The sequence below is a fragment of the Halobacteriovorax sp. ZH5_bin.2 genome (assembly GCF_043196375.1).
Classification (GTDB): domain Bacteria; phylum Bdellovibrionota; class Bacteriovoracia; order Bacteriovoracales; family Bacteriovoracaceae; genus Halobacteriovorax_A.
Genome location: NZ_JBEBMJ010000005.1, coordinates 51883 through 75050 on the forward strand (window position 1 = coordinate 51883; position 23168 = coordinate 75050).

Genomic DNA, 23168 nt, shown 5'->3' on the forward strand with positions numbered 1-23168 from the left:
AGGCCCAAATCAAAAAAAGACTTTTACATAGTGTAAAAAATTCAGAAAAATCATATCTACGCTAAACCAGAAAAAGAATTGGCAAATCAATAATATACTTTTCAGGGAGGACTGATTTGAAAAAAGGAATTTTAGCTCTACTACTTGCATGTGTATCGACTTTTTCTTTCGCATGTGATGAGCACGGAACAACAGGAATCGTAGAAGACAACAACCTATGGATTCCTTCAAATGTTAAAAGTATCAACACAATTTCTGAAGGTGAATTCAATGGAATCATCGATAAGATTGAAGCGATCTATGCACCAATTATCGCTGCTAAAGGTAAGACTTTAGAAATCGAAAGAAAATGGGAAGATGGAACAGTTAACGCTTATGCACAGCAAATTGGTAACACTTGGCGCGTTTCAATGTTTGGTGGTCTAGCAAGACACGAAACAATCACTAGAGACGGGTTTGCATCTGTTGTATGTCACGAGCTTGGTCACCACCTAGGTGGAGCACCAAAGAAAGCAAGCTGGTGGGGATCTTCTTGGGCGTCAAACGAAGGTCAAGCTGATTACTTCGCAACTTCTAAGTGTCTAAGAAAGTTCATGGAAAATGACGACAACGCTTCAATCATGAGCGAAGTTGAAGTTCCAGCTTTTGCAGTTAAAAACTGTCAGACTAACTTTGTTAACGAAAATGAATATGCAATGTGTTTAAGAGGTTCAATGGCAGGTATGTCACTAGCAAACCTTTTCAGAGCATTAAGAAATATGACTACTGAGCTTAAGTTTGATACTCCAGATCCAGCTGTAGTTTCTAAAACTAATGACAATCACCCAGCACCACAGTGTCGTCTAGATACTTACTTCCAAGGTGCACTATGTACTGTTGACGCTTACACAGATGTTGATCAAAATGATGCTAACATCGGTACTTGTAACAGAACTGAAAACTTCACATCTGGACTAAGACCACTATGTTGGTTCAAGCCAGGTCAAGCTGTAGTTGAAGCACAATAATTATAAATAAAATTATTGAAGATAAAAAGGCCCGCAAGATGCGGGCCTTTGTTTTTTTAGATTAATCTTTCTTACGATCTTTCTTTGAGCGAGTTTCAAGATCACCGTTGAATACCTTAAGTTGATTTACATAATCCTTGTATCCAAAAGTATCATCATATAATCCTTCAAGCTCTTGAGCTAAAGTCTTATAAGTCTCTTTTGCTTCTTCATTAAGCTTTCCAGCTGCTGCTGATGCCTTGTACTCTTTTTGAAGAGCACCGATCATCGTATTAGCAACTCTTGAATTACTATCCCAATCAGTATCGATTTGTCTTTCAGTAGCAGTTAAGATGATTGAAATTAGTGTTTCAACACGATCTTCTTTATAACCATCATCACCAAAGTTAGTTGTTGAATTAGTTAGGATTGAGTTAAAGTAATCTGCAACTGCTCTATCAAAGTCAACACTATCACGAGATGTTGCACGTGAGTTCATTACTCTTCCAGCAACTTTAGATGTTGCTTTACCAGAAAGGCCCTGATTGATAATGAATAGTGGATCAAGTCCTGTTACACGAACTGGAACTCTCTTAGACTCACCTGCTTTCAGAGCAGAAGCTGTTGCTGTATAAGTCTTACCATCATTCATTGCCACAGAGATATCAACAGATGATGAAGTTTCTGAGTTTGATGGGTTCTTCACTGTTACAAATACTGTCGCATCACCAGCTACAACAGAGTTGATACGAGTATCTGCTTGATAAACTGGAGCGACATCAAGAATCTCAATTCTCTTAGAATCTGTACTCTTTAGTTCGTAAACTTTCTTAATATCGCTGCCGTCGATACTAACAACTAGGAACGCTGAATCAAAAACACTTAGGTTATTTGAAAGCTTACCTTGAGCACTTGCAGACTTATGAGTAAAGTTAAGTGAAGCTGGAGCAGTTACGTATTCTGAACGTGCTGAACCTGCCTCAAAAGATGAAGAATCAAGAGAAACTTTGATATTTCCAGACTTAAGACCTAAGTTTCTAAGTCCAAGAACTGACTTAAGTGACTCACCTCTTGTAAAGATTCCATTTCCATCACCTGATAGATCGAAACCAGTAATCTCAACCATTGGATTATTTACAAAATAATCAAAGTTCTTATTCCAAGAAGAGACAAATAAATTTTCATATTCTTTTGCAAATGAAGTTGCAGATTGGGCCTTGTAAACTTCATCATACGCTTGTTGTTTTGCAAGATCACGAGCAACAATTAGACCTACGGCCTTACCTGAGTCTTCACCAAGGTTACGTGCCATAGTATGTGTTGATACGAAGGCCTTACCAAAGTGTTCTTTTGCAAGGTTTCTGTATGACTCAGAGAATGCGTCTGCGTAAACATTTTTCAGGTCTTGTGCAGATTTCCCTGAAACTGTACGGTAGCGTGTTTCAAAGATTGGACGGTTTAAATCATCAACTTCCTCATAAACATATTGTCCGTTGGCGTCTTTCTTAGGTACTTTTTCCCCAGTCGGTTGTCCATTAGCATCAAGAACATCAACTTCAACGATGACTCTTTTTTGGTGGTAACCAATTTTATACTGGTAGGCTTCCTTAACATCTTGAATATTACGATAAGCAATGGCCTCTTGCTCATCAGATGCCTTGAACTTATTCCATGCACGTGATGTCGACTTCCAACCATAGTCTTTAAAGTTATACTCTCCATATGCAGAGAATAAATCCCACATTGAAACAGTGTGAAGACCTTTATCGAATAAAATAGGTGTTGAAGAACACTTATCTGCTAGACTTGATCTAAGACCAAATTGTCTAGCGACTGCACGAGCATGAATTCTCTTTCCAATTGCAGATGAAGACGAAACCCAACCAGCGTTAATTACATCACTGAATGATCCACCTTTACCATCTCTTGCATATCCATCATTGAAACCTTCGAAACGAGGAACTTCAAGTACATCTGAATAGTCTTTTGAAGGAGCAGTAACGGCCTGAGAAGCATCATTTCTAACATTATCTCTGAAGCGAGAAATGATTTCTGATTCAGTTGAGTAACGTGAATCTTTTGCTGCTTTATCTTTTCCAAGAGCAACAGCGTTCTCAATCGTAACACCCTTAAGTGCACGTTGTTCCTCTCTTAGGATATCAACAGAAGGATTTGAAGTCATATTGAAACCACGGTAAAGACCTTGTTGATAACCATCAACACAACCAAGGTGCGTCCCTTCACCAGCAGCATATACAGCGGCCATACGCTGAGCAGACTGAACACCACGCTCACACATTTGAGTGTGTTCTTTGTCCATATTTGGATCATCATAAACTTTTTTACAAACAGTTTTAGAAATATTACTTAGGTTCTCTGGCGTATAGATACCATCTAGAGAAATACCTTCGATTGAAGAATTGTAATAACCTGCGATAACAGCAGGTGCTTGCGTCATTAAAAACGCGGCAACTAGAAGTTTTTGTTTTTTGTTGTTCATTCTCTTCTCTCCTTTTCGTCTTTGTTCTTATTTTGTTTCAAAATTAATAACGTCATAGTTTAAATTTAATTCGTTATCCATTATATTTTTCTTAATTAATTCATTTAATGTCTTCTTCGCATGATTACTAATAGCGACATTTTGCGAATTCAAGTCTCTTAATACCTGCTCTTTTAAGTGATGAGCATTCACATAGTGTGGGTACTTAAGTTTTCTTCGTTCCACCTCACAAATGACATCTGTCTTATATGAGTCATAGAGATTGTCCGGCGTTTGTAGTCCTTCTGGCGGATAGATAATTTGAATCAGATTTCTTACGATTGGGATTTGATTCCAATTAGAAGTAATCACATTCCCAAATGCCCAGTTAACAAAATCCGAACATACGCCTAGCTTTCCATAGTCTTCTTTATTTTCGACCTTTTTTAAGGCCTTCTCTTTTCGACGAGTCATCTTCTTTGCACTCTTCTCATTCACTCTTAGCCAAGCAAAATTTGTGCGGTAGTCATCATATGTATCACAGCCATCTGAGTGACACTTACGATACCCTTTTTTAATTTCAACAAATGGAGGCATCTTATCTTCTTCATCTTTACCCCAGTTAAAACTTAGAGGGTAAAATCCCATTGTGTTGATTCGAGTATCTCTTTCTATTTCTGTAATAATCTCAGCATGTCTAAACTCTAGGCTTCGATCGTTAAATTTTAAAAACTCAATAAGCTTGATCGCTCCTGAAGTACGAGGGCTAAAATCTTCAAATAAGTCGATATCGCTCTCGATTGATCTTCTTAAAAGAATATTGCCTGGGCCTCCAAGTAAAGAACACGCCTGTGTAGCGCGATAAAATTTATACTCAGTTTCCTTAAGCCCAAGTGTTGGATCAAGCCTTGTAACAACTAATTTACTATTTAGGTTTTTCGCCTCTAAAGAAAATAAGTTGAACGCCTTGTATACACGAGAGAGGAGGATGCGAGCATTTTTTGTATTGGTCTTTGTAAGATTTACTAACTGTCTAGTTTCTGACACAAGCTGTGTAAGCCTTATAAACTTGGCCTCATCATTAATATCAAAATCTTCAAGCATATCTTCGACTTCATTAAAAATCTTTCTATGCTTTAGGTAATCATAAGATGACCTTGTGTAGCGCTCATGACGACGATCATGATTAGACATATGGTTGCGTCTAATAAATTGGGACAGGTGATCAATCATTTTTGTCATTGAAATTTCTAACTCATCCTGAGCATCATAGAAGTCAGCTAAGAGCTCTTCTTTTTGCGCTATAAATTCCTGCTGCTTCTGATAGGTCTTTGCAATATTATGTAATGAGCGTGAAACTTGGACATAAATATCTTCTTCTTTTAAGTATTCAACAAGAGCAATGGCACTAGCAGAAATTTGTGAAACAAGGATCTTACGAGATGAAGGCAATTTATCATGGCCTTTGGTTTTTACAAAAATAGGTATCAAGCTATCAAGGTACTTAATAAAGTCTTGAGTTTCTTTATAAGCAAGCTCATCAGAGTACTCACCATTTTTATCGCGACCTAATTGCCCCTTCTTTAAAACCCTCTTATGAAATTTCTTAATTGCCGTATGAATATTTTCAAATTGATAATACGCTGAAGTGTACTCATCTCGACGAAACTCAGAGTGATTAACTCTGGACATACTTCTTAAACGTGAAAGTACTTTTGATGAGGCCCTTTTCATGGAAAGAATTTCGCGGTGAAACTCTGTTGTAGGAGAGGCCACAATCACGAGATTAAATAAAAGAATTGAGACAAACTTTAATAAAGTCGTTTTCTTTAGGTATAGCATGGCAATTAATATGCAAAGCTAGTGCCACTACCCTTGATTAAATTATAAGCATTTAGAGACTAGAAAGTGTTCACTATTTAGACATACAGATAATAAGTGAACATCAGAAAAAAAAAGACCTCGCGAAGCGAGGCCTTTAGAAAATCGTATTACTCGTAATATTGTTGTTCTGGTTCCCCAACCATTTCTTTACTTAATTAGACCAATTTCTCTAAGACGTTGGTTTAGGAAGTCACCTGCCGTGATATCTTCCCACTTCTTACCTTCACCAACACAGCTTTCTAGGCATGCAAGAGACGCTTTTGAGTGTGGGTGTACAAAGTATGGCATTGAGTATCTTTCTTCACCAGAATTATCAGGGTTGATTACTCTGTGAGTAGTAGCAGGAAGTACATTATTTGTAAGTCTTGCCATCATATCCCCTGAGTCAACAACAAGTTGTCCAGGCTTTGAGTCAACATCTAGCCAAGTTCCATCGCGATCAAGAAGTTGAAGACCTGATGAAGTCGCACCGACTAGCATTGTAATAAGGTTAATATCTTCATGAGCACCAGCTCTGATTGAATTTGTTGTATCGTGACCAGTTGTTGGTGGATAATGAATTGTTCTTAGGATTGAATTACCATCATTTACCATCTCAGAAAAGAAGCCTTCTGGAACATCTAGACCTTTACCGATTGCCTCAAGAAGAATATTAGCTGTAGCATCCATTGATTCATATAGAGAAAGGAATTTCTCTTTGAAACCTGGAACTTCTGCCGGCCAAATATTTTCAGGGTAAACACCCTTGTATTGTGAAGTTGCAGCAAGTTCACGCCCTACGTGCCAGAATTCTTTTAAGTCTGGGTGCTTACTATCTTTTGCGTGCTCCATTCCAAACGGAGTGTAACCACGTTGGCCACCATTTTGGCCTTGGTAATTAAGCTTTGTTTCTACAGGTAGAGAAAAGAACTTTTTAACCATCTCATAGGCCTCATCAACTTTATTCTGATCAACCGTGTGGTTATCAAGAATAATAAAACCGTACTCTTTAAGGCCATACATTAATTCGTCCACAAATTTAATCTGCTCAGCAGTTGAGCCTTGTGTGTAAGAAGTTAGGCTTAGTTCTGGAACCTTTCTTTCATTATTATTTGCTGTACTCATAATGACTCTCCATTGTTCAAGTCGGTTTAAATAAGTTGATAAAAAATAATTACAGCTCGCATAAATTAAAGTCAATAATGCTAGTTATAAGCCTAAGCTAATATAGGATGTAATTACAAATAGATAGAGTATAGATTTTAGAAATTAGATAGTAAGGATACAATAATTATCCCTTAAAAATTGCACTTCCAACGCGAATGCAATCACTACCAAGCTCAAGGGCATCGTCCATATCGCCGCTCATGCCCATAGATAATTTTAAGTTCTTATCAATAGCATCACGTATATCAACTAATTTTTGAAAACTTTCACGAGGGGCAGGCCCTTGTGCCGCGGCCATGGTCATAAGGCCCACGACTCGAATATGACTTAGCTCTTTGGCCTCGCTAATGAAGTCTCTAACAGACTCAAGCTCCCAAAGCCCTCCCTTTTGCTCTTCACCACTTGTATTGACTTGAATATAGAAGTCACAGGCGCAACTAAGCTTTTCATTAAAAAGACGCATATGCTTTAAATTATCAAGGGACTGAACACTTTTAAGATTTGGAACTTTGCAAATCTTTGCAATCTTATTTGATTGAATATGCCCAATAAAGTGCCATCTAATATCATCGAGACCTAGCTCTAGGGCCTTTTGGGCCTTGGGCATAAGAGACTCAACTCGATTCTCACCAAAGTCGCGATGGCCCAAGTCATAGACTGTTTTTATATCTTCGAATTCACTATATTTTGTCACGGCCAAGAGCTTATTCTTGTCGCCTACTTGAGAGACTATTTTTTGATAATTTTCAGAGATCATTTTTCAGATTTATCTTCTTTCTTTTTGAAGCTTACAGTTATCTCATAATCTTCAAGGATTGATTCAACGATAGTCTTTGGATCAACATTCTTTAAGTAATTACGAAGTTCTTCACGGACAGAAACAACAAAGTCTTCCTTAGTTTTCTTAGCATTAGTCACGAGCCCAGAAACAATATCTTTAGGTAGTGGTAGATCATCTAAAACTTTCTTAACTGATTCCTCAGTCATAAAAGCTGCCCCAATACCAATTGAGACAACTTTCTTTATCGTATCACCTAAAATTCCATCTGATTTATCTGTTTTCTTAGACTCGCTCATGATTGACTCACAGACCCTTTGCACGCTCGTAGAAACTCTTCATCATTGATGGTAGAGAAGTTTCAGTTAACTTATTAACAATCATTTTCGATCCAGGAATAAATCCCTTCACTTCAATTTCTAAACTATAAGTTACCTCAGTTTTACCATCACCAAGATCCTTTAGATCCCAGCCACCATCATTTATTTTGAAAAGATCACCTTTTTTAAATGTCCAAGCAACCTTACTAGGTCTGCTCATTTTCATATCAAGGTGGTAATTTAATTTTTTAATCATATCAATTGAATATTCAACAACACCACTTTCATCAGTCATATCATGAACCTTGATATCATTAACACCTAAAACGAATTCTGGGTATGATTCAAAGTCAACAATAACGTCATATAGTTTATTAATATCAATATCAAAAACTTCAGTGCGGCTTGCCTTGGCCATAATCAACTTCCTTGTATTTAATCAAATATTTAGTAGCGCGGTTTTGTATCAAAACGATGTTCAGCAGTAATTCTTCTAATTGTTCCCGACTGACTTCTCATAACGATTGATTCCGTCACAGCTCCCCATGACTTGAATTTTACACCATTAAGAAAACTTCCATCAGTAACACCAGTTGCACAGAACATAACATTACCAGAAGCTAACTCGTCGATTGTATAGATCTTATTAATATCATCAATTCCCATTGTTTTAGCACGTGCGATTTCCTCGTCATTTCTTGGCTTAAGTCTTCCTTGAAAGTCTCCACCAATACAACGAAGAGCAGCTGCAGCGATAACACCTTCAGGAGCACCACCTATACCAAAAAGAATATCAATTCCACTATCTGGTTCAGAACAAGCAATTGCAGCTGAAACATCACCATCACCGATAAGTTGGATACGTGCACCCGCATCTCTTACCTGTCTAATTAATTCTTCGTGGCGTGGCCTATCTAAAATGACGGCCGTTAGATCTTGGATACGACACTTCTTAGCTTCAGCAAGTCTCTTTAAATTCTCTGCTGGAGTATCGTCAATATTGATTAGACCTTTTCCTTCAGGACCAACCGCAATTTTTTCCATATAAGTATCAGGAGCGTTTAGAAAGTTTCCTTTTTCAGCAATGGCCATAACAGCAATTGAGTTCCAACCACCGTTTGCACAAACTGTCGTTCCCTCAAGTGGATCAAGGGCAATATCAAGTTCAGGCCCATGACCAGAACCAACTTTTTCACCAATGTAGAGCATTGGAGCTTCATCGCGCTCACCTTCACCGATAACAACAGTAGCGTCGCAATCAACAGAATCAAGCATCGTTCTCATCGCATCGACTGCGGCCTGATCTGCGGCCTTTTCGTCACCACGTCCCATTAGCCTAGCTGAGCTAATAGCGGCCATTTCAGTTACTCTTACAAATTCCAAAGCGAGGTTTCTATTCATTATCAATCCTTTTAATTCAAAACATTTCGCTTTATTTTAAGGAGTTAAACTTCAATTGAAAAGCTTCGTTTTGAAATAAATAATTTAATCTAGCTAATATGTTATTCAGTAGAAATTAACCAATAACTTTTCGCGTTAGAAACTCAAGATCACTTTCAGAAATGAGATTCTTTGGAACGTTCGCTACTAATTCACGAGCAAAGTCTAAACGGTCTTGATCAACTGGAGTATCAATTAAGAACTCGAATTCTTCTTCATGAGTTAATGGCTTATCAGAGCTTCTTACATTGAGAACCTTCCCAGTTTGAATCCCTTCACCGTCAGTCCATTCAAGAATAGAATCCATCATAAGAATTTGGATTTTAGAAATTTCGCCATCTCTATGATGCCAAATAAAGATTTCAAATGGCCCATCACAACGAAGCCATGTCTTTAGGCCTCCTGGTAGCTCAAGTTGCTCATCGTATTCGTGAATTGGCCTAAGATTTTTCGACACATTTGCTATAGAAAGAAAATTTAATAAGGTTTTATCGAAGATATCATCTTTAATGAACTCAATACCAAGGTTGTCTTTTTCAACTCTTTTTACTTGGCATTTCACTTTTACTTTTTGGTCATACCAGTGGATCTCACCAGAGAAATTTTCATCCATCTGTGCTCCCATATCACCATCAGTTAGTGTCAGGCTCATTCCACCATATGAAATATCTCGAACTTGATAATTTTTTGAATTATCTTCTCTTTTAAAAACTAAGTAACTGAACGGAAAACGTGGAAATACGCGTTTTTCAATAGATTGGTGACCTGTCTTAATAAGATTGAGATGCTTTTTCATAACTCGAGTTATCCTTTTATTCGATTTAAGTAATTTATGTTAATTATTATAGACGTTTATGGGCCGAAGGTTTAAAGTTTAATAAATAGGAAAAATCTTCATTGAGTAAATATGTCAGAAAAAAATACGCAAAATACAGTCTCACAAAAAGAAATCCTCAGCGAATGGGAAATCGATAATCTACCAAACCGCCTCACTATTTTTCGTGTCGCACTTATTCCAGTTATATGTCTGACTCTTTACCTCTGTTTATTCGAAGAAAATATTTTTAAGGCCACAGTAAGAACACTTGGCTATATTGCAGCTTGGACTTTTGTGCTGGCCTCTGTAACAGATTTCTTTGATGGTTATATTGCCCGAAAAAGAAATATTGTTACTGTCTTTGGTTCATTCCTTGATCCAATCGCAGATAAATTCCTCGTTGTTTCATCCCTTATTCTTTTACAGGCCCTTGATCGCGTCAACGTGATTGTTGTCATTGTTCTTGTTTTACGTGAAATGTATATGACGGCACTACGTTTATTAGCGATGGAAAAAGGCCTAAAAGTGAGTGTTAACCAACTTGGTAAATGGAAGACAACATTTCAAATGATGGCCATTCCAATGCTAATGGCCTGGGATAAACCATTTGGCTTTTCTTTTCCTCTAGTGGGAACAATACTCATTTACCTTTCATTCGTCTTTTCTGTCTTCTCGGCCCTAGTTTATACCTTTGGCCTTTTTAAGAAAATTTCAGAGGTCCGAAAAGAGCGAAAAAAAAAGTAAAGGATTAATCATCATGGAAGATAGCTTAAAAGAAATCATAATTACTGTTTCAGGACAAGACCGCCCTGGTATTACTGCAAGTCTGATGAAGGTTATCAGTGACAATAAAACAGACATAACAGATATTAATCAGGCCATCACACATAATTTACTTTCACTTTCTTTTGTCATCAAAGTGGGAAAAGAGAAAAATGAAAATCAAAATGTTTTAAAAGAACTACTCTTTACTGCACACGAGATGGGGCTCAAGCTTGAGTATTCAATTATCGGTAAAGAGACAACCTACAAAACACCATATAATAGCTTTATTCTAAATTGCGTCGCACCTAAGAAGATCTCAGCAGACTTCATCTCAGATGTTGCCCAATGCTTGGCCATCAACGGAATAAATATTTATCGTATTGATAATGTATCCAAAGAAGGCTTTAACTCTCTTGAAGTTCTAACAGATGTTCCAGAGAAGGTCGCTTTAAATAAAATAAAATCTGATCTACTAAATATAAGTAATGATCATCATACAGATATTGCCTTTATTCGTGATGACGTTTTTAGAAGATCAAAGAGGCTGATTGTCTTTGATATGGACTCAACTCTTATTCAGGCCGAAGTTATTGACGAGCTTGCCAAGGTTCACGGCATAGGGGCCATGGTTTCAGAGATCACCGAAAGGGCCATGAATGGAGAAATCGACTTTAATCAATCTCTAATTGAAAGAGTCTCTCACCTTAAAGGTTTAAGTGAGAAAACTCTCCAAGATATTTCCTTGAAGCTTCCACTTACAGATGGAGTTGAAGACTTTATACGCACAGTAAAAAAATATGGTTATAAGGTTGCCGTCATCTCAGGTGGCTTCACATACTTTGCTAATCATCTAAAAGAAAAATTAGATCTAGACTACGCCTTTGCTAACGAATTAGAAATTGAAGGTGGAGAACTTACTGGTCGCGTAAAGGGTACCATTATCAACGCAGACCAGAAGGCGGTTCTCGTTAACTTAATTGCACAGCAAGAAAATATCTCTCTTGAACAAGTTGTTGCCATTGGAGACGGTGCAAATGATCTGCCAATGCTAGCACAGGCCGGACTAGGTATCGCTTTCCACGCTAAAGACATCGTGCGCAAAAATGCCCAAAATCACATGAGTCATGGGCCAATGACATCAATCTTGTACTTTTTAGGCATACCAGGACCTGAATCAAAACAATAAGTATTGTCAAAAGTAGTGAACGAGTTAACAAAAGCTTAATTTTTCATTGGCGGGCCAAGACTAATTTGATAAAAAGCTCTTATGCGTGAAATGTTACAATCAAAAATTCACAAGGCCGTGGTTACACAGGCCGACCTAAACTATATCGGCTCGATCACGATTGATGAAGAGCTATTAGAACTAGTGGACTTATGGCCAGGACAAAAGGTTCTCATCGTCTCTAATACAAATGGAGCACGACTTGAAACTTATGTTATCAAAGGTGAGCGTGGTTCAGGAGAGATCTGCCTAAATGGAGCAGCGGCCCACCTTATCAACGTAGGTCACGAAGTTATTATTATCGGCTTTCAAATGACTGATCAAAAAGATATCAGGCCAAAACAAATCTTAGTCGATAAGAATAATAAGTTTATTCAATACCTCTAAATTTTTAAAGCTTATGCTACAATAGTGGCATGTTGATCAAGCTAAGTAAAAAGCAGGATATTTTCGATGCCAGCAAGGATATTGCTAAATATTCTAAACTAGAAACACTTGAAATCTCTGCTAAGCACACATGTCATATAAAAGTCGACTGCAGTGAGCTCACTGCTTTAAAGAAGCTCTATATTTATGCTGATGGGATACATGGACAGTGCCTCCTAACTCTTAAAAATGCTCAAGATCTTGTCGTTTTAAAGCTTAAAGGTCTAAGTGATCTTCACGAAATGGCAGCAAGTGATCTTCAAAAATTAAAGATTCTCCAACTAGCAAATTGTAACCTTAACACAGTTCCAAGTTGGTGTTGTGAACAAAGCAGTCTCGAATCTCTTGAGTTACAAAATAACCAATTAGAAACTCTCCCAAATGAGTTTGAGTGGCTTACATCCCTTAAGCGTCTAAATATCGATAATAATCAATTCCAAGAAGTTCCTCGAGTCTTAGCAAATCTAGAGAGTCTTCACCATCTATCGTGTGATCATAATATGATTTCAGATGAGAATCTCTATAATTTTAGAAAATTAAAAAATAGCTAAACTTCTGGTCTAATTCGACTAGAGGCCTTACGAATGCGATCGATTAAAGTTTCTAGTAGATTTCGAAACCATTTAGGCTGCTTACATAGATACGTTTCGAATTTCACCGAAGGAATAACAATAAGTTTAGAATTTGTCAGGGCCTTAATCGTAGCACAGCGAGGGCCACCATCAAAGAAGCTCATCTCTCCAACTAACTCTCCAGGAAAGATCGTTCCTATCTTAACTTCCTGATCGTTTCTTACTTTAAAGACACCAAGAGTTCCCTCTTCCAGGATATAAACTTCAGTACTATCATCCCCTTCGCGAATAAGATACTGATCAGCATTAATGAATAAATTTGTTGGACCGCTCATCTTTAAAACCTCTTCATTATACTTTTATTTTTTCATTAGTCGATCGAAGCCTATCGGCCAGAGTCTTCATCATACTCTGCAACCACTTGGGCCTTGATTCAATGAACTCATTAAACTTCTGAGCATCAAAAATTTCAAGTTCACAATCCGTAATGGCCTTCACGGTAGCACAACGCTCTCTCTTATCAAGAAAGCTTACTTCACCTACAAACTCACCACTATAGATCGTTCCAATTTGCTTATCTTTACCATCTATTTTCTTAAACACAGCAAGGGTCCCCTCTTTCAAGAGATACATACAATTGCTGTCTTCGCCTTCGTTGATAATGGCCTCTCCGGGAATAATATGAATTGTTTCTCTCATTTGAGCTCCGAGTGTTTAAACAAAGAGAATACGATGACATTGCTCGACAAATTCACTCTGCTGTTCAGTCAACTTAAGATCGTGTCTATTTAAATAATAATCCTTGTCGACAATTAGATCAATCAAAGAAGGATTTTCTGGCCCACAGGCGATGATTTTAGCATACTTGGCAGTAACCAAGTGTTGCCCGCATTTGAAAGAGAATTTAGGTGTTGCCCCATATATCCACTCCCAACTCATATTAGCTTGAATCTTCTCCATTAAAGATTCAGTAGAGCAAATCTCCTGTTCCGTTAACTCAAAGGATTCACTCTTAGAATTATAACTTACTTCAAAGGAGTGCTTAATAGAGTCGACAATTAAAGTTTCCGTAACTTCAGCACTAACTTCTTTTAAGTTTATCACTTTTGAAGGAACAGACTTTACACCCATTGCAGCTTCAGCAGTGAGCTTTGAACGAAGCAGCTCATTTAATTGGTTTAGATTAGCATCAATAAGGAGCGTGCCATGATGAAGGGCACTGTGCTTCGTTTCTTTAAAAGCACAACCAGAGATCTTATAATCAACATCATGATGGAGGAGTCTAAGGTCATGTCGCTGATTCTCAAAAGCATTAATCCCTAAAGACTTAAGTCCATCAACTATAATGGATGCATTCTTGGATTTATCATAAGAAGACTTTGGACTAATAAATGAGTAATTCATATTCCCAAGATCGTGATAAACACATCCGCCACCACTTTGCCTTCTAACCAGATTAATCCCTAGCTCTCTGATCTTCTTTACCTGACACTCTAGCCATGGGTTTTGAAACTTTCCCATAACAATACTTGGAGCGCTCTTCCAGAGAATGAGAATTTGCTCCTGACTATTTTCTAATTGATGCTTACGAAAGAGATAATCTTCAAAAGCCAAATTAACATAAGGGTTTGTTGAGTGAATATAGTAGAATTTAATTGAATGAGAGTTCATGAGTTGAATTTATCATTCCTCACTTAATCGCTGAGTAACACTAGAGTCAATCTCACTTACATCAAACTCCTTAAGAGCACGCGTTGATTTTCGACAGAGCTTAAGCTTCTCGTGTAGCCCTTTAGTTTGATCAGGAAAGGACTCATCTTGAAGTTCAATTTCTTCAATCGTTTGCTCTAATGGTGCACAACCATTTTTTAAGATAACAAAAGAAAGGTATTTTGATATAGGAAGCTCTTTCACATTAGTTCGAGAACTTATATTAGAGATATATTCTCTACTTTGCTCTCTAAGAGAATCTAACTGACGAGATAGCTCTAGTTCAGAACTCAAAAGAGGACGAGCAAAAGTATTAGAAGTAAAAAATGTTATAAAAAGGGCAAAAATTAAAGTTAATTTCACTAGGCCCATCGAGTCTATTGCTTTCATATGTAATTCCTTTTACATAGCTGCTATTTTGACTCAATTTGTCTTATTTGGCAACGACTTAGCAAATTTTAATACTTCTTCAAAATTAGACGCCAAATACTTCACGCCATCGAGTGGATAGCGATTCTTAAGATGAATCGTTTCAAGAAGAGGAAAATTAAGTTGATCACTAATTTTATCCCCTACCATATATGATTTTTTTAGATCGATAGCGAAATCAAAACATGCCTCTAGAAGCATACCAGGATGGGGCTTTCTTAAAAGAGAGTGATACTTATACTGGCCAACACCTTTAGTGAACTCAAACGGAGCGATATAGAAAGCATCGATTAAATGATGAAGTGATTCATTTAAAGCTGCATTAAATTTTTGGACATCAGTGTATTCAAACATCCCCTTTGAAACACCTGACTGATTAGTGAGAACGACTTTAAGTCTTTTCTTATTATAGTCATCTAAGAGAAATTCATAAGCACCAGCGACGAGCTCTAACTCAGAAGTCTTATGAACATACGAGTGATCAATATTTAAAACACCATCGCGATCTAAAAATAAGGCTTCTTTATAATCATCTACGCTAAAGTAGCGATTCAGAACAGGCATAACTTCTTTCGTAAAATTAGGCATACCTACCGGATCGATTTGATCAATATAAAAGACTCCACCTGCACTATAGTAATCTGCACATACAGAAATATCTCTTACTTCTGGAAAATACTTCTCACATGCTTCGAGCTCATCTCCATTGAGGTTTAACTTAGACAAATAATAGTATTCACAATTACCATTTTTTGGCATCTGATAGAGATTAAATAAGTCTGGCTTCACACTACTTTTAGTTGTAATTAAAAGAACTGTTTTCCCATCATTTAAGAATCCTCTCAATTGAGAGTCCCCTTCAAACTCATGAATTTCAAAGTTACTAGTGCCGCCAAAGCATTTTTTTATTTCTTCAAGATCTCTTTGGCATAGAACGATATCAAACATATTAATCCTTTTTGTAATCAAATTTCATCGAACAATTAATCTTATACGATGGGGCCGTGAATTTATTCATAGGCTTTACACGAATCTGTAACTTATCTTTTTCAATTTCAATATTAAAAGATGAAATCTCTGGGTTGAGCTCACAAATTGAAATATTAGCGGCCTGAGCATAATTGACAACATGACAAAAATCTAACTTATATGTGTTGTGTTTATAAAAACATATACCCTGAACAACATCTTTATTTCCAAGGCCCATTAGTGGCAATAAGGAAGAAATAAATTTATCCTTATCTTTTTCAAGTAGTCCCGTAAATATATTGTGATAGTGCTTAATAAGACTTCGATAAAGCTCAAATAAATCCTCACGGTCCGCACCTACTAATTCGCCTGGTAATTGAGTCATTTCCCACTGTGAATCAAAGCGGCCACAGTATTCTAAATCATAGCGTTCGTAGAGTTTCTTATTAAAATGAGAAAACTCTTGATCAATATACTCATTTAAAGTGTGCTGAGTGAAATCAATATCAGAATAAGATTTAAAGTACTTTTGCAAAATACTCTTGGCCCCGGCCGACTTTGTTGTAATATTGGCCCCGCTCTTAACCAGTTTTAAACTGATAGGAATAATACGTGCTTCACCATTATAGAGAACCTGTGCGACAATATCCGCTTCATGCAATTGAGACTTAATAAGGTGGTCACTCAATTTTCCTACAACTGTAATATTCGTGATACTTCCCTTAATATTTTCATTAATCGAGCTGGCCATTTCCCTAGCAAGCTTCGGCAACTCACCCAAAAGAGTACGAGCATGAAGCCTTAACCAACTTTCATATTCACGCATCATTTTCAAAAGTTCACGATCAATATTCTTAAGATAATTAGCTTCAATCTTGTTTAAAACAGAAATCTCTTTAGCAACGAGAAATTCAAAGAGATTCCCTTTGATCTCATTTTTCAAAGCTTCAAGTTGGGTGCGATTATGAATTTCTTTGAAATTATTAATGAATTGATTCTTGCCTGAGCTTTTAGACACTTAATTTCCTTAACTCGATACCACATAAAAAAATATCATTTTTTTTGTGGCCAAGTGAGTTTCTCTTTATTATTCTTTCTTCAATAAATGTATCTCAACACTACTGGAATGTCATGATTGGATTTCCATCTATTCTGGAAGGAATAGAAGATTTAAACCGCGAGCAAGTTGAGCAACTCCTCCACCGCGCCCAGGAACTTAAATTAGGTTCCCCGGCCAGACTTCCCCTTAAAAGAAAAATATCAGTCGCAACATCTTTTCTTGAGAACTCTACTAGAACAAAATTATCATTTGAAATGGCCATCAAAAAGCTTGAAGGGATCCATATCAATTTTGACGCCGAGAAATCATCGCTAAAGAAAGGTGAATCACTGGAGCAGACACTACTAACTCTCTTCTATCAAGGAATAGATATATGTATTGTACGCACGACAGAGACAAGACTACTGGAACAATTTAAGAACTACCCACCGATTAAAATTATTAACGGTGGTGACGGGACTAATCAACACCCGACACAGGCACTCTTGGACTTATTTACTCTCAAAGAATATTTCAAAGGTGAGCTGGCCGGAAAAAAAATCTGTATCGTTGGTGACTGCACACATTCAAGAGTTACTCATTCACTGATGGATCTCTTACCACTATTTGGAATGGAAATTACTCTGTGTGGGCCAAAAGAGTTTATGCCTTCTCACTTACCTTCAAATCATCTCATCAAATTGAGTGATGACCTCGAAGAAACATTAAAAAACTCAGATGCGATTTATCTATTAAGAATTCAAAATGAACGACATGAGGAAAGCTTTGATATGTCGACATATAATCAGCAATGGGGAATAAATGTTGAGCGCCTTTTAAGTGTTGGAAAAGTCGCTCCAATCTTCCATCCAGGACCTGCCAATATTGGAATTGAAGTAGACAGCGAAATAGTTAATTCAGATCTTTGGATGGCCCATAAACAAGTAGAAAACTCAATTTATATTCGCATGGCAATAATCGAGGCCATGATAACTAATGGCGACACTAAAATCGGTGCTCGCTATAATAAAATCTCTGCACTAAAAGGACTGACGGAAAATGACGAAAGCAAATTTAGATAGGCATACATTCCTATCTCAATCTCAAGAATTACTCTTTCAAAAATCTCTTAAAACGACTCCTATTTTCCTTCATTTTCCAGATCAAACAATTTTCAAAGCCTATATAAATCTCCAGCCAAACGATCCTCGTCTACAAAATGGTATATTTGGAGAAGCGGCCTTTACGACAGGAATGACAGGTTATCAAGAAACGGCCACGGATCCATCATTTCTCGGCCAACATATTATCTACACAACCGCCCATGTTGGGAATTATGATTTTAACGAAGAAGTTTCTCAAGGCCTAAACTCAAACAAACCATACGCAGCAAGTTTAATCGCAAGAAATTTCTCATATAATAGATTCCTAGAAAATTGTGAGCTCCCCCTGATTAGTGATGTGGACACAAGAGCACTTACGAAGTACCTATCTTGTAAATCCAAGGATCATCGTTGCCTCATTACAACATCAGAACATGCACCAGACTTTTCCAAGCAAGAACTTCAATGTAATGATCTTTCAAAAGTGTCATCTAAGGAAAAGAAAATTATCACTAGTGGAGAAAATCCAATCGTTGTCATCGACTACGGAATCAAAAAGGCCATTGTTGATTACTTAAAAAATTTAGGACACCCACTTGTGGTTGTACCACATAATACGCCAGCACATGAAGTTGAGGATTATAGACCAAGGATGGTCTTTTTATCAAATGGGCCAGGAGATCCAAAGCTCTATACACAAGAGATCAAAACTATAAAAGAGTTGCTAAAAACAGAAATTCCAATTCGCGGAATTTGTCTTGGCCACCAACTAATTGGCCTGGCATGTGAAATGGAAACGATCAAGCTTCCTTTTGGACAACGAGGGGCCAACCACCCAGTCTATTCACACTATAACCAAGACCTACTTATCACAAGTCAAAACCATGGCTACGCTATTGAAAAAGAATCATTTGAGAAGAAAAGACTAGAGAATGAATTTGGATTAAAATTATTTTGTGAATATACTTCCCTATTTGACCGTTCACTCGAGGGACTAAGAAGTTATGACTCCCGAATTAGAAGTGTTCAATTTCACCCAGAGTCAAATCCTGGCCCAAAAGATGCTGCAGTCTTTTTTAGCGAAATCAGAGACTTTCTAAAAAATGGTGCGAAAGAAATTTTAGTTGAAGAAATTAAGGAGCTTCCAAAATATCACGAAGGAAAACTAAGCTCTCCATATAAGAAAATCCTACTAATTGGATCCGGCCCCATAAAAATTGGCCAAGCATCAGAGTTTGACTACAGTGGAACACAGGCCCTTAAGTCACTAAGAGAGCTAGGCTTTGAAGTTGTTCTTCTAAACTCAAATCCTGCCACTATCATGACTGATAAAGATATGAGTCACCGTACTTATATTGAACCAATCACAAAAGAGACGATTAAAAAAATCATCGCAAAAGAAAAAGTAGATGCCGTTCTTTCCACGATGGGAGGGCAAACAGCACTAAATATGTGTATTGATCTAGAAAAAGAAAACTTCCTAAAAGATAACGGTGTTGCACTCTTAGGTGCAAATATTGACACAATCGAGAAAACAGAAGATCGCGAACTCTTTGCAAAGGAACTCGATAAATTGGGTTACAAATCAGGAAAGAGGTTTAGTGCCAAAAGCTTTGAACACGCATTAGAGCTAGCTGATAATCAAGTAAAATTTCCGCTTATTATTAGACGAGACTTTGCACTGGGTGGAAAAGGCGCGGCCCTTGTTCACAACCTTGAAGAGCTCGCCAAAACCCTGTCTTCAAGTGACATTAAATTCCCAATAACAATGGAAAAGTCACTCCTAGGCTGGAAAGAGCTAGAACTCGAAGTTATGGTTGATAAAAATCGTTGCGGAGTTGTGATCTGTTCAATCGAGAATGTCGACCCATGTGGAATTCATACCGGAGACTCAATCACAGTTGCACCTGCGCAAACAATCTCAGACCATTGCTACCAACAACTAAGAACAATGTCTCTTAATATTGCAAAACACATGAATGTCGTGGCCGGAGGGGCCAATGTGCAATTTGCCGTAAACCCAAAAGATGAGAATGATATTGTTGTCATTGAGATGAACCCTCGTGTATCTCGCTCCTCGGCCCTAGCTTCCAAGGCCACAGGCTACCCTATTGCTAAAATATCTGCAGGACTTGCCGTTGGCCTAACACTCTTTGAAATTCTAAATGATATCACACGTATCTCACCGGTGGCATTTGAACCGACACTCGATTATGTGGCAATCAAAATACCAATTTTCCCATTTAATAAATTTCCTTCTAGCTCTCAAATTTTAGGCCCACAAATGCGCTCTGTCGGTGAAGTCCTCGCCCTAGGAGGAAGCTTCAACGAAGCCTTTATGAAAGCACTAAGAGCAACTGAACAAGGACTCGAGATACCAAGTTTAGAGCAACTCAAGACAACTCCTTATCCTATTACTGAAGATTACTTACTTGAGAGACTTAAGAATCAAAGAGAGCTATCTCTTCTAACTGTTCTAGAGGCATTAAGATTTGGTATTACTCCACAAAAGATTCACGAAGTTAGTGCCATTACACCATGGTTCATTGACCAAATGGTTTGCTTTCTAGACAAGGAATTAAAACTAAAACAAGATACGCAAATCTTAGATAATAACGAAGAACTTTATGAGTTTAAAAAGCAAGGTTTCTCAGATAAGTACCTTGCCCTTCTATCAGGGCAAAGCCAAGAACAAATTCTAGACAAGAGAATCACATCAGGAATTAGGCCTGTTTTTAAGGCCGTAGACACATGCTCAGGTGAGTTCAACGCCCTTACTCCATACTTCTACTCAACTTATACACAGTTTAATGATGTCCAAAGAATCGAGGAAGAAAGCTGTGCCATCTTTGGCTCAGGACCAAACCGCATAGGTCAAGGAATTGAATTTGACTATTCATGTGTAAAAAGCGCAATGGAATTAAAAGAGCAAAGAATTAAATCGATTCTTCTTAACTCAAATCCAGAAACAGTCTCAACCGACTATGACAGTTCAGACAGACTTTATTTAACACCACTTTTTTCTGAAGACCTTTACGAGATTCTTGCTTTTGAGAATCCAAATCATGTCATCACGTCTTTTAGTGGCCAAACTGGAATAAATATCCGTGCCCACTTAGAAGCACCTTTTAGAACAAAACACCAAGAGTTTAACTTCCTAGGTCCAAGCCTAGAACTATTAGACAGTGTTGAAGATCGTAAGAGATTTGATCTTTTGACCAAAGAAATTGATCTTGCTCATACAACATCAAAGGAAGTTAGAGGCTATAAGAATCTTATCAATACCATTACAGAAATTGGCTATCCAGTGATTATCAGGCCAAGTTACGTTATTGGTGGAGAGAGTATGTTTATCTTTGAAGGGCCTGCAGATCTAGAAAACCTTCCCGAAGAAACTCTTAAATCACTTCATGAAAATACAATCGCATTTCAAGTTGAAAATTATATTTCTAATGCACTTGAATATGATGTGGATCTTATTCGTGATAAAGATGGAAATACAGTTTTCACGATTTGTGAGCATATTGAATATGCAGGCGTTCACTCAGGGGATTCAGGGATGATTTCGCCTCCGGTAAAGGCACGTCCAGAGATCGTTGAAAAAATGAGAAAACTTGCAACAGATATGGCCAACACAATGAAAATAACGGGACCAATTAATTTTCAATTTGCGCTTAAAAATGACGAAATCTACTGCATAGAAGCCAACCCAAGAGGTTCAAGAACAATTCCATTCCTATCAAAGGCCTATGACGTCAACCTTGCGGCCATTGCAACGAAGGCCTTACTTGGTAAAGAAATAGAAAACCATCACAATTTTGAAAGTGATTATAAAATCATTAAACAATCGACTTTCCCATTTGATCGCTTTGTTCAAGACTCAATTATTCTTGGCCCTAAAATGAGGTCAACTGGTGAAACACTTGGTATCGACAAGAACCCTGACCTTGCTATGATTAAGTCATATCTTGGAAACTACCCAGACCTTCTTACTAAGAAATCTGTTCTCATTTCATTAGCGAGAAAAGATGATGAGCAACTCATTCAAAATATTAAACAGCTAGACTCTTTAGGCTTTAAGTTCTTTGCCACAAAAGGTACCTACAATTTTCTAAATAAAGAATGTGCGATAAAGGCCACTCTCGTGGACAAGCTGGCCGATGATGCTTCTAATATTGGCATGCTTGAGGCCATTAAAAATGACGATCTGGCCATGGTTCTAAATACACCACTAAATCAAGGACGATCTCAATCCGATGGTGAATTCATCCGAAATACGGCAATCCAGTACGCGGTTCCTTGTTTCACAAGAATTGAAAATATCAATGCCGTCTGTAAAGCGATCATCGCGGCCAACTCAACACAGTCAACACCAGTAAGTCTACAGGAGATGACAAATGGATAAAACATTTGTTGCCCTTGACGGTATGAATAGACAGGAGGTTTTCGACCTCTTGTCAGCTTATCCACAAATTAAAAATGTAAAAGTAGGCCTAGAATTATATCTGCGTTATGGACAAGATTTTGTAAAAGAACTAACACAAAAATTTGAAGTTCAAATATTTTTAGACCTTAAACTACATGACATTCCAACAACTGTAGCAAAGGCCTGTGCGGCACTTGAAGGTCTAAATATTCGCTTTCTTACAGTTCATGCAACCGGCGGAAGAAAGATGTTAGATTTTGCACAAGAGAGTATTTCCAAAATCATCCCCAATTGTGAAATACTAGCAGTAACGATTCTTACCTCACACTCAGAAGATGAAATACCAAATATCTGGGGACGCTCTCATAAAGAGGCATTAAAAAGCTTATTGAGCGAAGTTGCTGCCTCAAGTGTTAGAGGAATAGTCTGTTCAGGACTTGATTTAGAGATTGTTAAAGATTTTGAAGGTAATACTCTAAGTTTTACCAAAGTAACACCTGGGATTAGACTTGATAATAATCACGATGATCAAGTAAGGGTCATGACACCTGATGCGGCCATGAAAGCGGGTGCAAATTATCTAGTTGTAGGAAGACCTATTACTAAGAACCCAGAGGTTTTACGAGAAAACCTCTTTCCTTAGAAAAAATATAC

General features: G+C 37.5%; 22 protein-coding genes. 8 read left to right on the forward strand and 14 right to left on the reverse strand.

What is annotated here, in order from left to right; translation table 11 throughout:
- Positions 1-116: 116 nt before the first annotated feature.
- A complete protein-coding gene (locus tag ABMA76_RS12910; RefSeq protein ID WP_392911678.1) occupies positions 117-1007 on the forward strand; it encodes an ImmA/IrrE family metallo-endopeptidase in 891 nt (296 codons plus the stop codon).
- A 61-nt stretch (positions 1008-1068) separates the two neighbouring features.
- On the opposite strand, the gene ABMA76_RS12915 is transcribed toward ABMA76_RS12910, so the two are convergent.
- From ABMA76_RS12915 to ABMA76_RS12950, 8 genes are all read right to left on the reverse strand, one after another.
- Entirely contained in the window at positions 1069-3486 is a 2418-nt protein-coding gene (locus ABMA76_RS12915) for a hypothetical protein (RefSeq protein ID WP_392911680.1), read from the reverse strand.
- A 27-nt stretch (positions 3487-3513) separates the two neighbouring features.
- Positions 3514-5307, reverse strand: a complete 1794-nt coding sequence (locus ABMA76_RS12920) for a hypothetical protein (protein WP_392911682.1) — start codon at positions 5305-5307, stop codon at positions 3514-3516.
- Positions 5308-5496: 189 nt separating this feature from the next.
- The gene (locus ABMA76_RS12925; RefSeq protein WP_392911683.1) at positions 5497-6453 is read right to left on the reverse strand and encodes an isopenicillin N synthase family dioxygenase; all 957 of its coding nucleotides are present in this window, start codon (positions 6451-6453) and stop codon (positions 5497-5499) included.
- Positions 6454-6619: 166 nt separating this feature from the next.
- A complete protein-coding gene (locus tag ABMA76_RS12930) occupies positions 6620-7252 on the reverse strand; it encodes a YggS family pyridoxal phosphate-dependent enzyme (protein ID WP_392911686.1) in 633 nt (210 codons plus the stop codon).
- Positions 7249-7572 carry a hypothetical protein gene (locus tag ABMA76_RS12935; RefSeq protein ID WP_392911688.1) on the reverse strand — a complete coding sequence of 108 codons (324 nt, stop codon included), beginning with the start codon at positions 7570-7572 and terminating at the stop codon, positions 7249-7251. The genes ABMA76_RS12930 and ABMA76_RS12935 overlap by 4 nt, the downstream gene beginning before the upstream one ends.
- 7 nt (positions 7573-7579) lie before the next feature.
- Positions 7580-8011 carry a type II toxin-antitoxin system RatA family toxin gene (locus ABMA76_RS12940; protein WP_392911690.1) on the reverse strand — a complete coding sequence of 144 codons (432 nt, stop codon included), beginning with the start codon at positions 8009-8011 and terminating at the stop codon, positions 7580-7582.
- 29 nt (positions 8012-8040) lie between these two features.
- A complete protein-coding gene (gene glpX, locus ABMA76_RS12945) occupies positions 8041-8994 on the reverse strand; it encodes a class II fructose-bisphosphatase (RefSeq protein ID WP_392911692.1) in 954 nt (317 codons plus the stop codon).
- A gap of 115 nt (positions 8995-9109) precedes the next feature.
- On the reverse strand, positions 9110-9829 hold the full coding sequence (locus ABMA76_RS12950; RefSeq protein ID WP_392911694.1) for a PilZ domain-containing protein: 720 nt from the start codon (positions 9827-9829) through the stop codon (positions 9110-9112).
- A gap of 111 nt (positions 9830-9940) precedes the next feature.
- Here ABMA76_RS12950 and pgsA point away from each other — a divergent pair, with 111 nt between their 5' ends.
- The 4 genes from pgsA (at position 9941) to ABMA76_RS12970 (ending at position 12817) form a co-directional block, all read left to right on the forward strand.
- Entirely contained in the window at positions 9941-10594 is a 654-nt protein-coding gene (gene pgsA / locus ABMA76_RS12955) for a CDP-diacylglycerol--glycerol-3-phosphate 3-phosphatidyltransferase (protein ID WP_392911696.1), read from the forward strand.
- 13 nt (positions 10595-10607) lie between these two features.
- Entirely contained in the window at positions 10608-11801 is a 1194-nt protein-coding gene (gene serB, locus ABMA76_RS12960) for a phosphoserine phosphatase SerB (RefSeq protein ID WP_392911698.1), read from the forward strand.
- A gap of 81 nt (positions 11802-11882) precedes the next feature.
- A complete protein-coding gene (panD, locus tag ABMA76_RS12965; RefSeq protein WP_021267374.1) occupies positions 11883-12227 on the forward strand; it encodes an aspartate 1-decarboxylase in 345 nt (114 codons plus the stop codon).
- A 29-nt stretch (positions 12228-12256) separates the two neighbouring features.
- Complete coding sequence (locus ABMA76_RS12970; protein ID WP_392911700.1) at positions 12257-12817, forward strand: leucine-rich repeat domain-containing protein; 561 nt, start codon at positions 12257-12259, stop codon at positions 12815-12817.
- On the opposite strand, the gene ABMA76_RS12975 is transcribed toward ABMA76_RS12970, so the two are convergent.
- From ABMA76_RS12975 to ABMA76_RS13000, 6 genes are read right to left on the reverse strand one after another with little or no spacing between them, the layout of a single operon-like run.
- On the reverse strand, positions 12814-13173 hold the full coding sequence (locus ABMA76_RS12975) for a Crp/Fnr family transcriptional regulator (protein WP_392911702.1): 360 nt from the start codon (positions 13171-13173) through the stop codon (positions 12814-12816). The genes ABMA76_RS12970 and ABMA76_RS12975 overlap by 4 nt on opposite strands.
- 16 nt (positions 13174-13189) lie before the next feature.
- On the reverse strand, positions 13190-13537 hold the full coding sequence (locus ABMA76_RS12980) for a Crp/Fnr family transcriptional regulator (RefSeq protein ID WP_392911704.1): 348 nt from the start codon (positions 13535-13537) through the stop codon (positions 13190-13192).
- A gap of 15 nt (positions 13538-13552) precedes the next feature.
- Complete coding sequence (locus tag ABMA76_RS12985; RefSeq protein ID WP_392911706.1) at positions 13553-14509, reverse strand: lipoate--protein ligase; 957 nt, start codon at positions 14507-14509, stop codon at positions 13553-13555.
- 12 nt (positions 14510-14521) lie between these two features.
- A complete protein-coding gene (locus ABMA76_RS12990) occupies positions 14522-14938 on the reverse strand; it encodes a hypothetical protein (protein ID WP_392911708.1) in 417 nt (138 codons plus the stop codon).
- Between the two features lie 33 nt (positions 14939-14971).
- Complete coding sequence (locus tag ABMA76_RS12995) at positions 14972-15925, reverse strand: HAD-IIIA family hydrolase (RefSeq protein ID WP_392911710.1); 954 nt, start codon at positions 15923-15925, stop codon at positions 14972-14974.
- 1 nt (position 15926) lies between these two features.
- Positions 15927-16964 (reverse strand): hypothetical protein, encoded by a 1038-nt coding sequence (locus ABMA76_RS13000; RefSeq protein WP_393061803.1) that lies wholly within the window; start codon positions 16962-16964, stop codon positions 15927-15929.
- Between the two features lie 113 nt (positions 16965-17077).
- On the opposite strand from ABMA76_RS13000, the gene ABMA76_RS13005 reads away from it, so the two are divergent.
- Genes ABMA76_RS13005 through pyrF form a run of 3 tightly spaced genes read left to right on the forward strand, consistent with a single transcriptional unit; the run spans position 17078 to position 23157 of the window.
- Positions 17078-18067 carry an aspartate carbamoyltransferase catalytic subunit gene (locus tag ABMA76_RS13005; protein ID WP_392911715.1) on the forward strand — a complete coding sequence of 330 codons (990 nt, stop codon included), beginning with the start codon at positions 17078-17080 and terminating at the stop codon, positions 18065-18067.
- A complete protein-coding gene (carB, locus tag ABMA76_RS13010) occupies positions 18045-22493 on the forward strand; it encodes a carbamoyl-phosphate synthase large subunit (RefSeq protein ID WP_392911717.1) in 4449 nt (1482 codons plus the stop codon). Before ABMA76_RS13005 ends, carB begins: the two co-directional genes overlap by 23 nt.
- On the forward strand, positions 22486-23157 hold the full coding sequence (pyrF, locus tag ABMA76_RS13015) for an orotidine-5'-phosphate decarboxylase (RefSeq protein ID WP_392911719.1): 672 nt from the start codon (positions 22486-22488) through the stop codon (positions 23155-23157). Before carB ends, pyrF begins: the two co-directional genes overlap by 8 nt.
- Positions 23158-23168 lie beyond the last annotated feature (11 nt).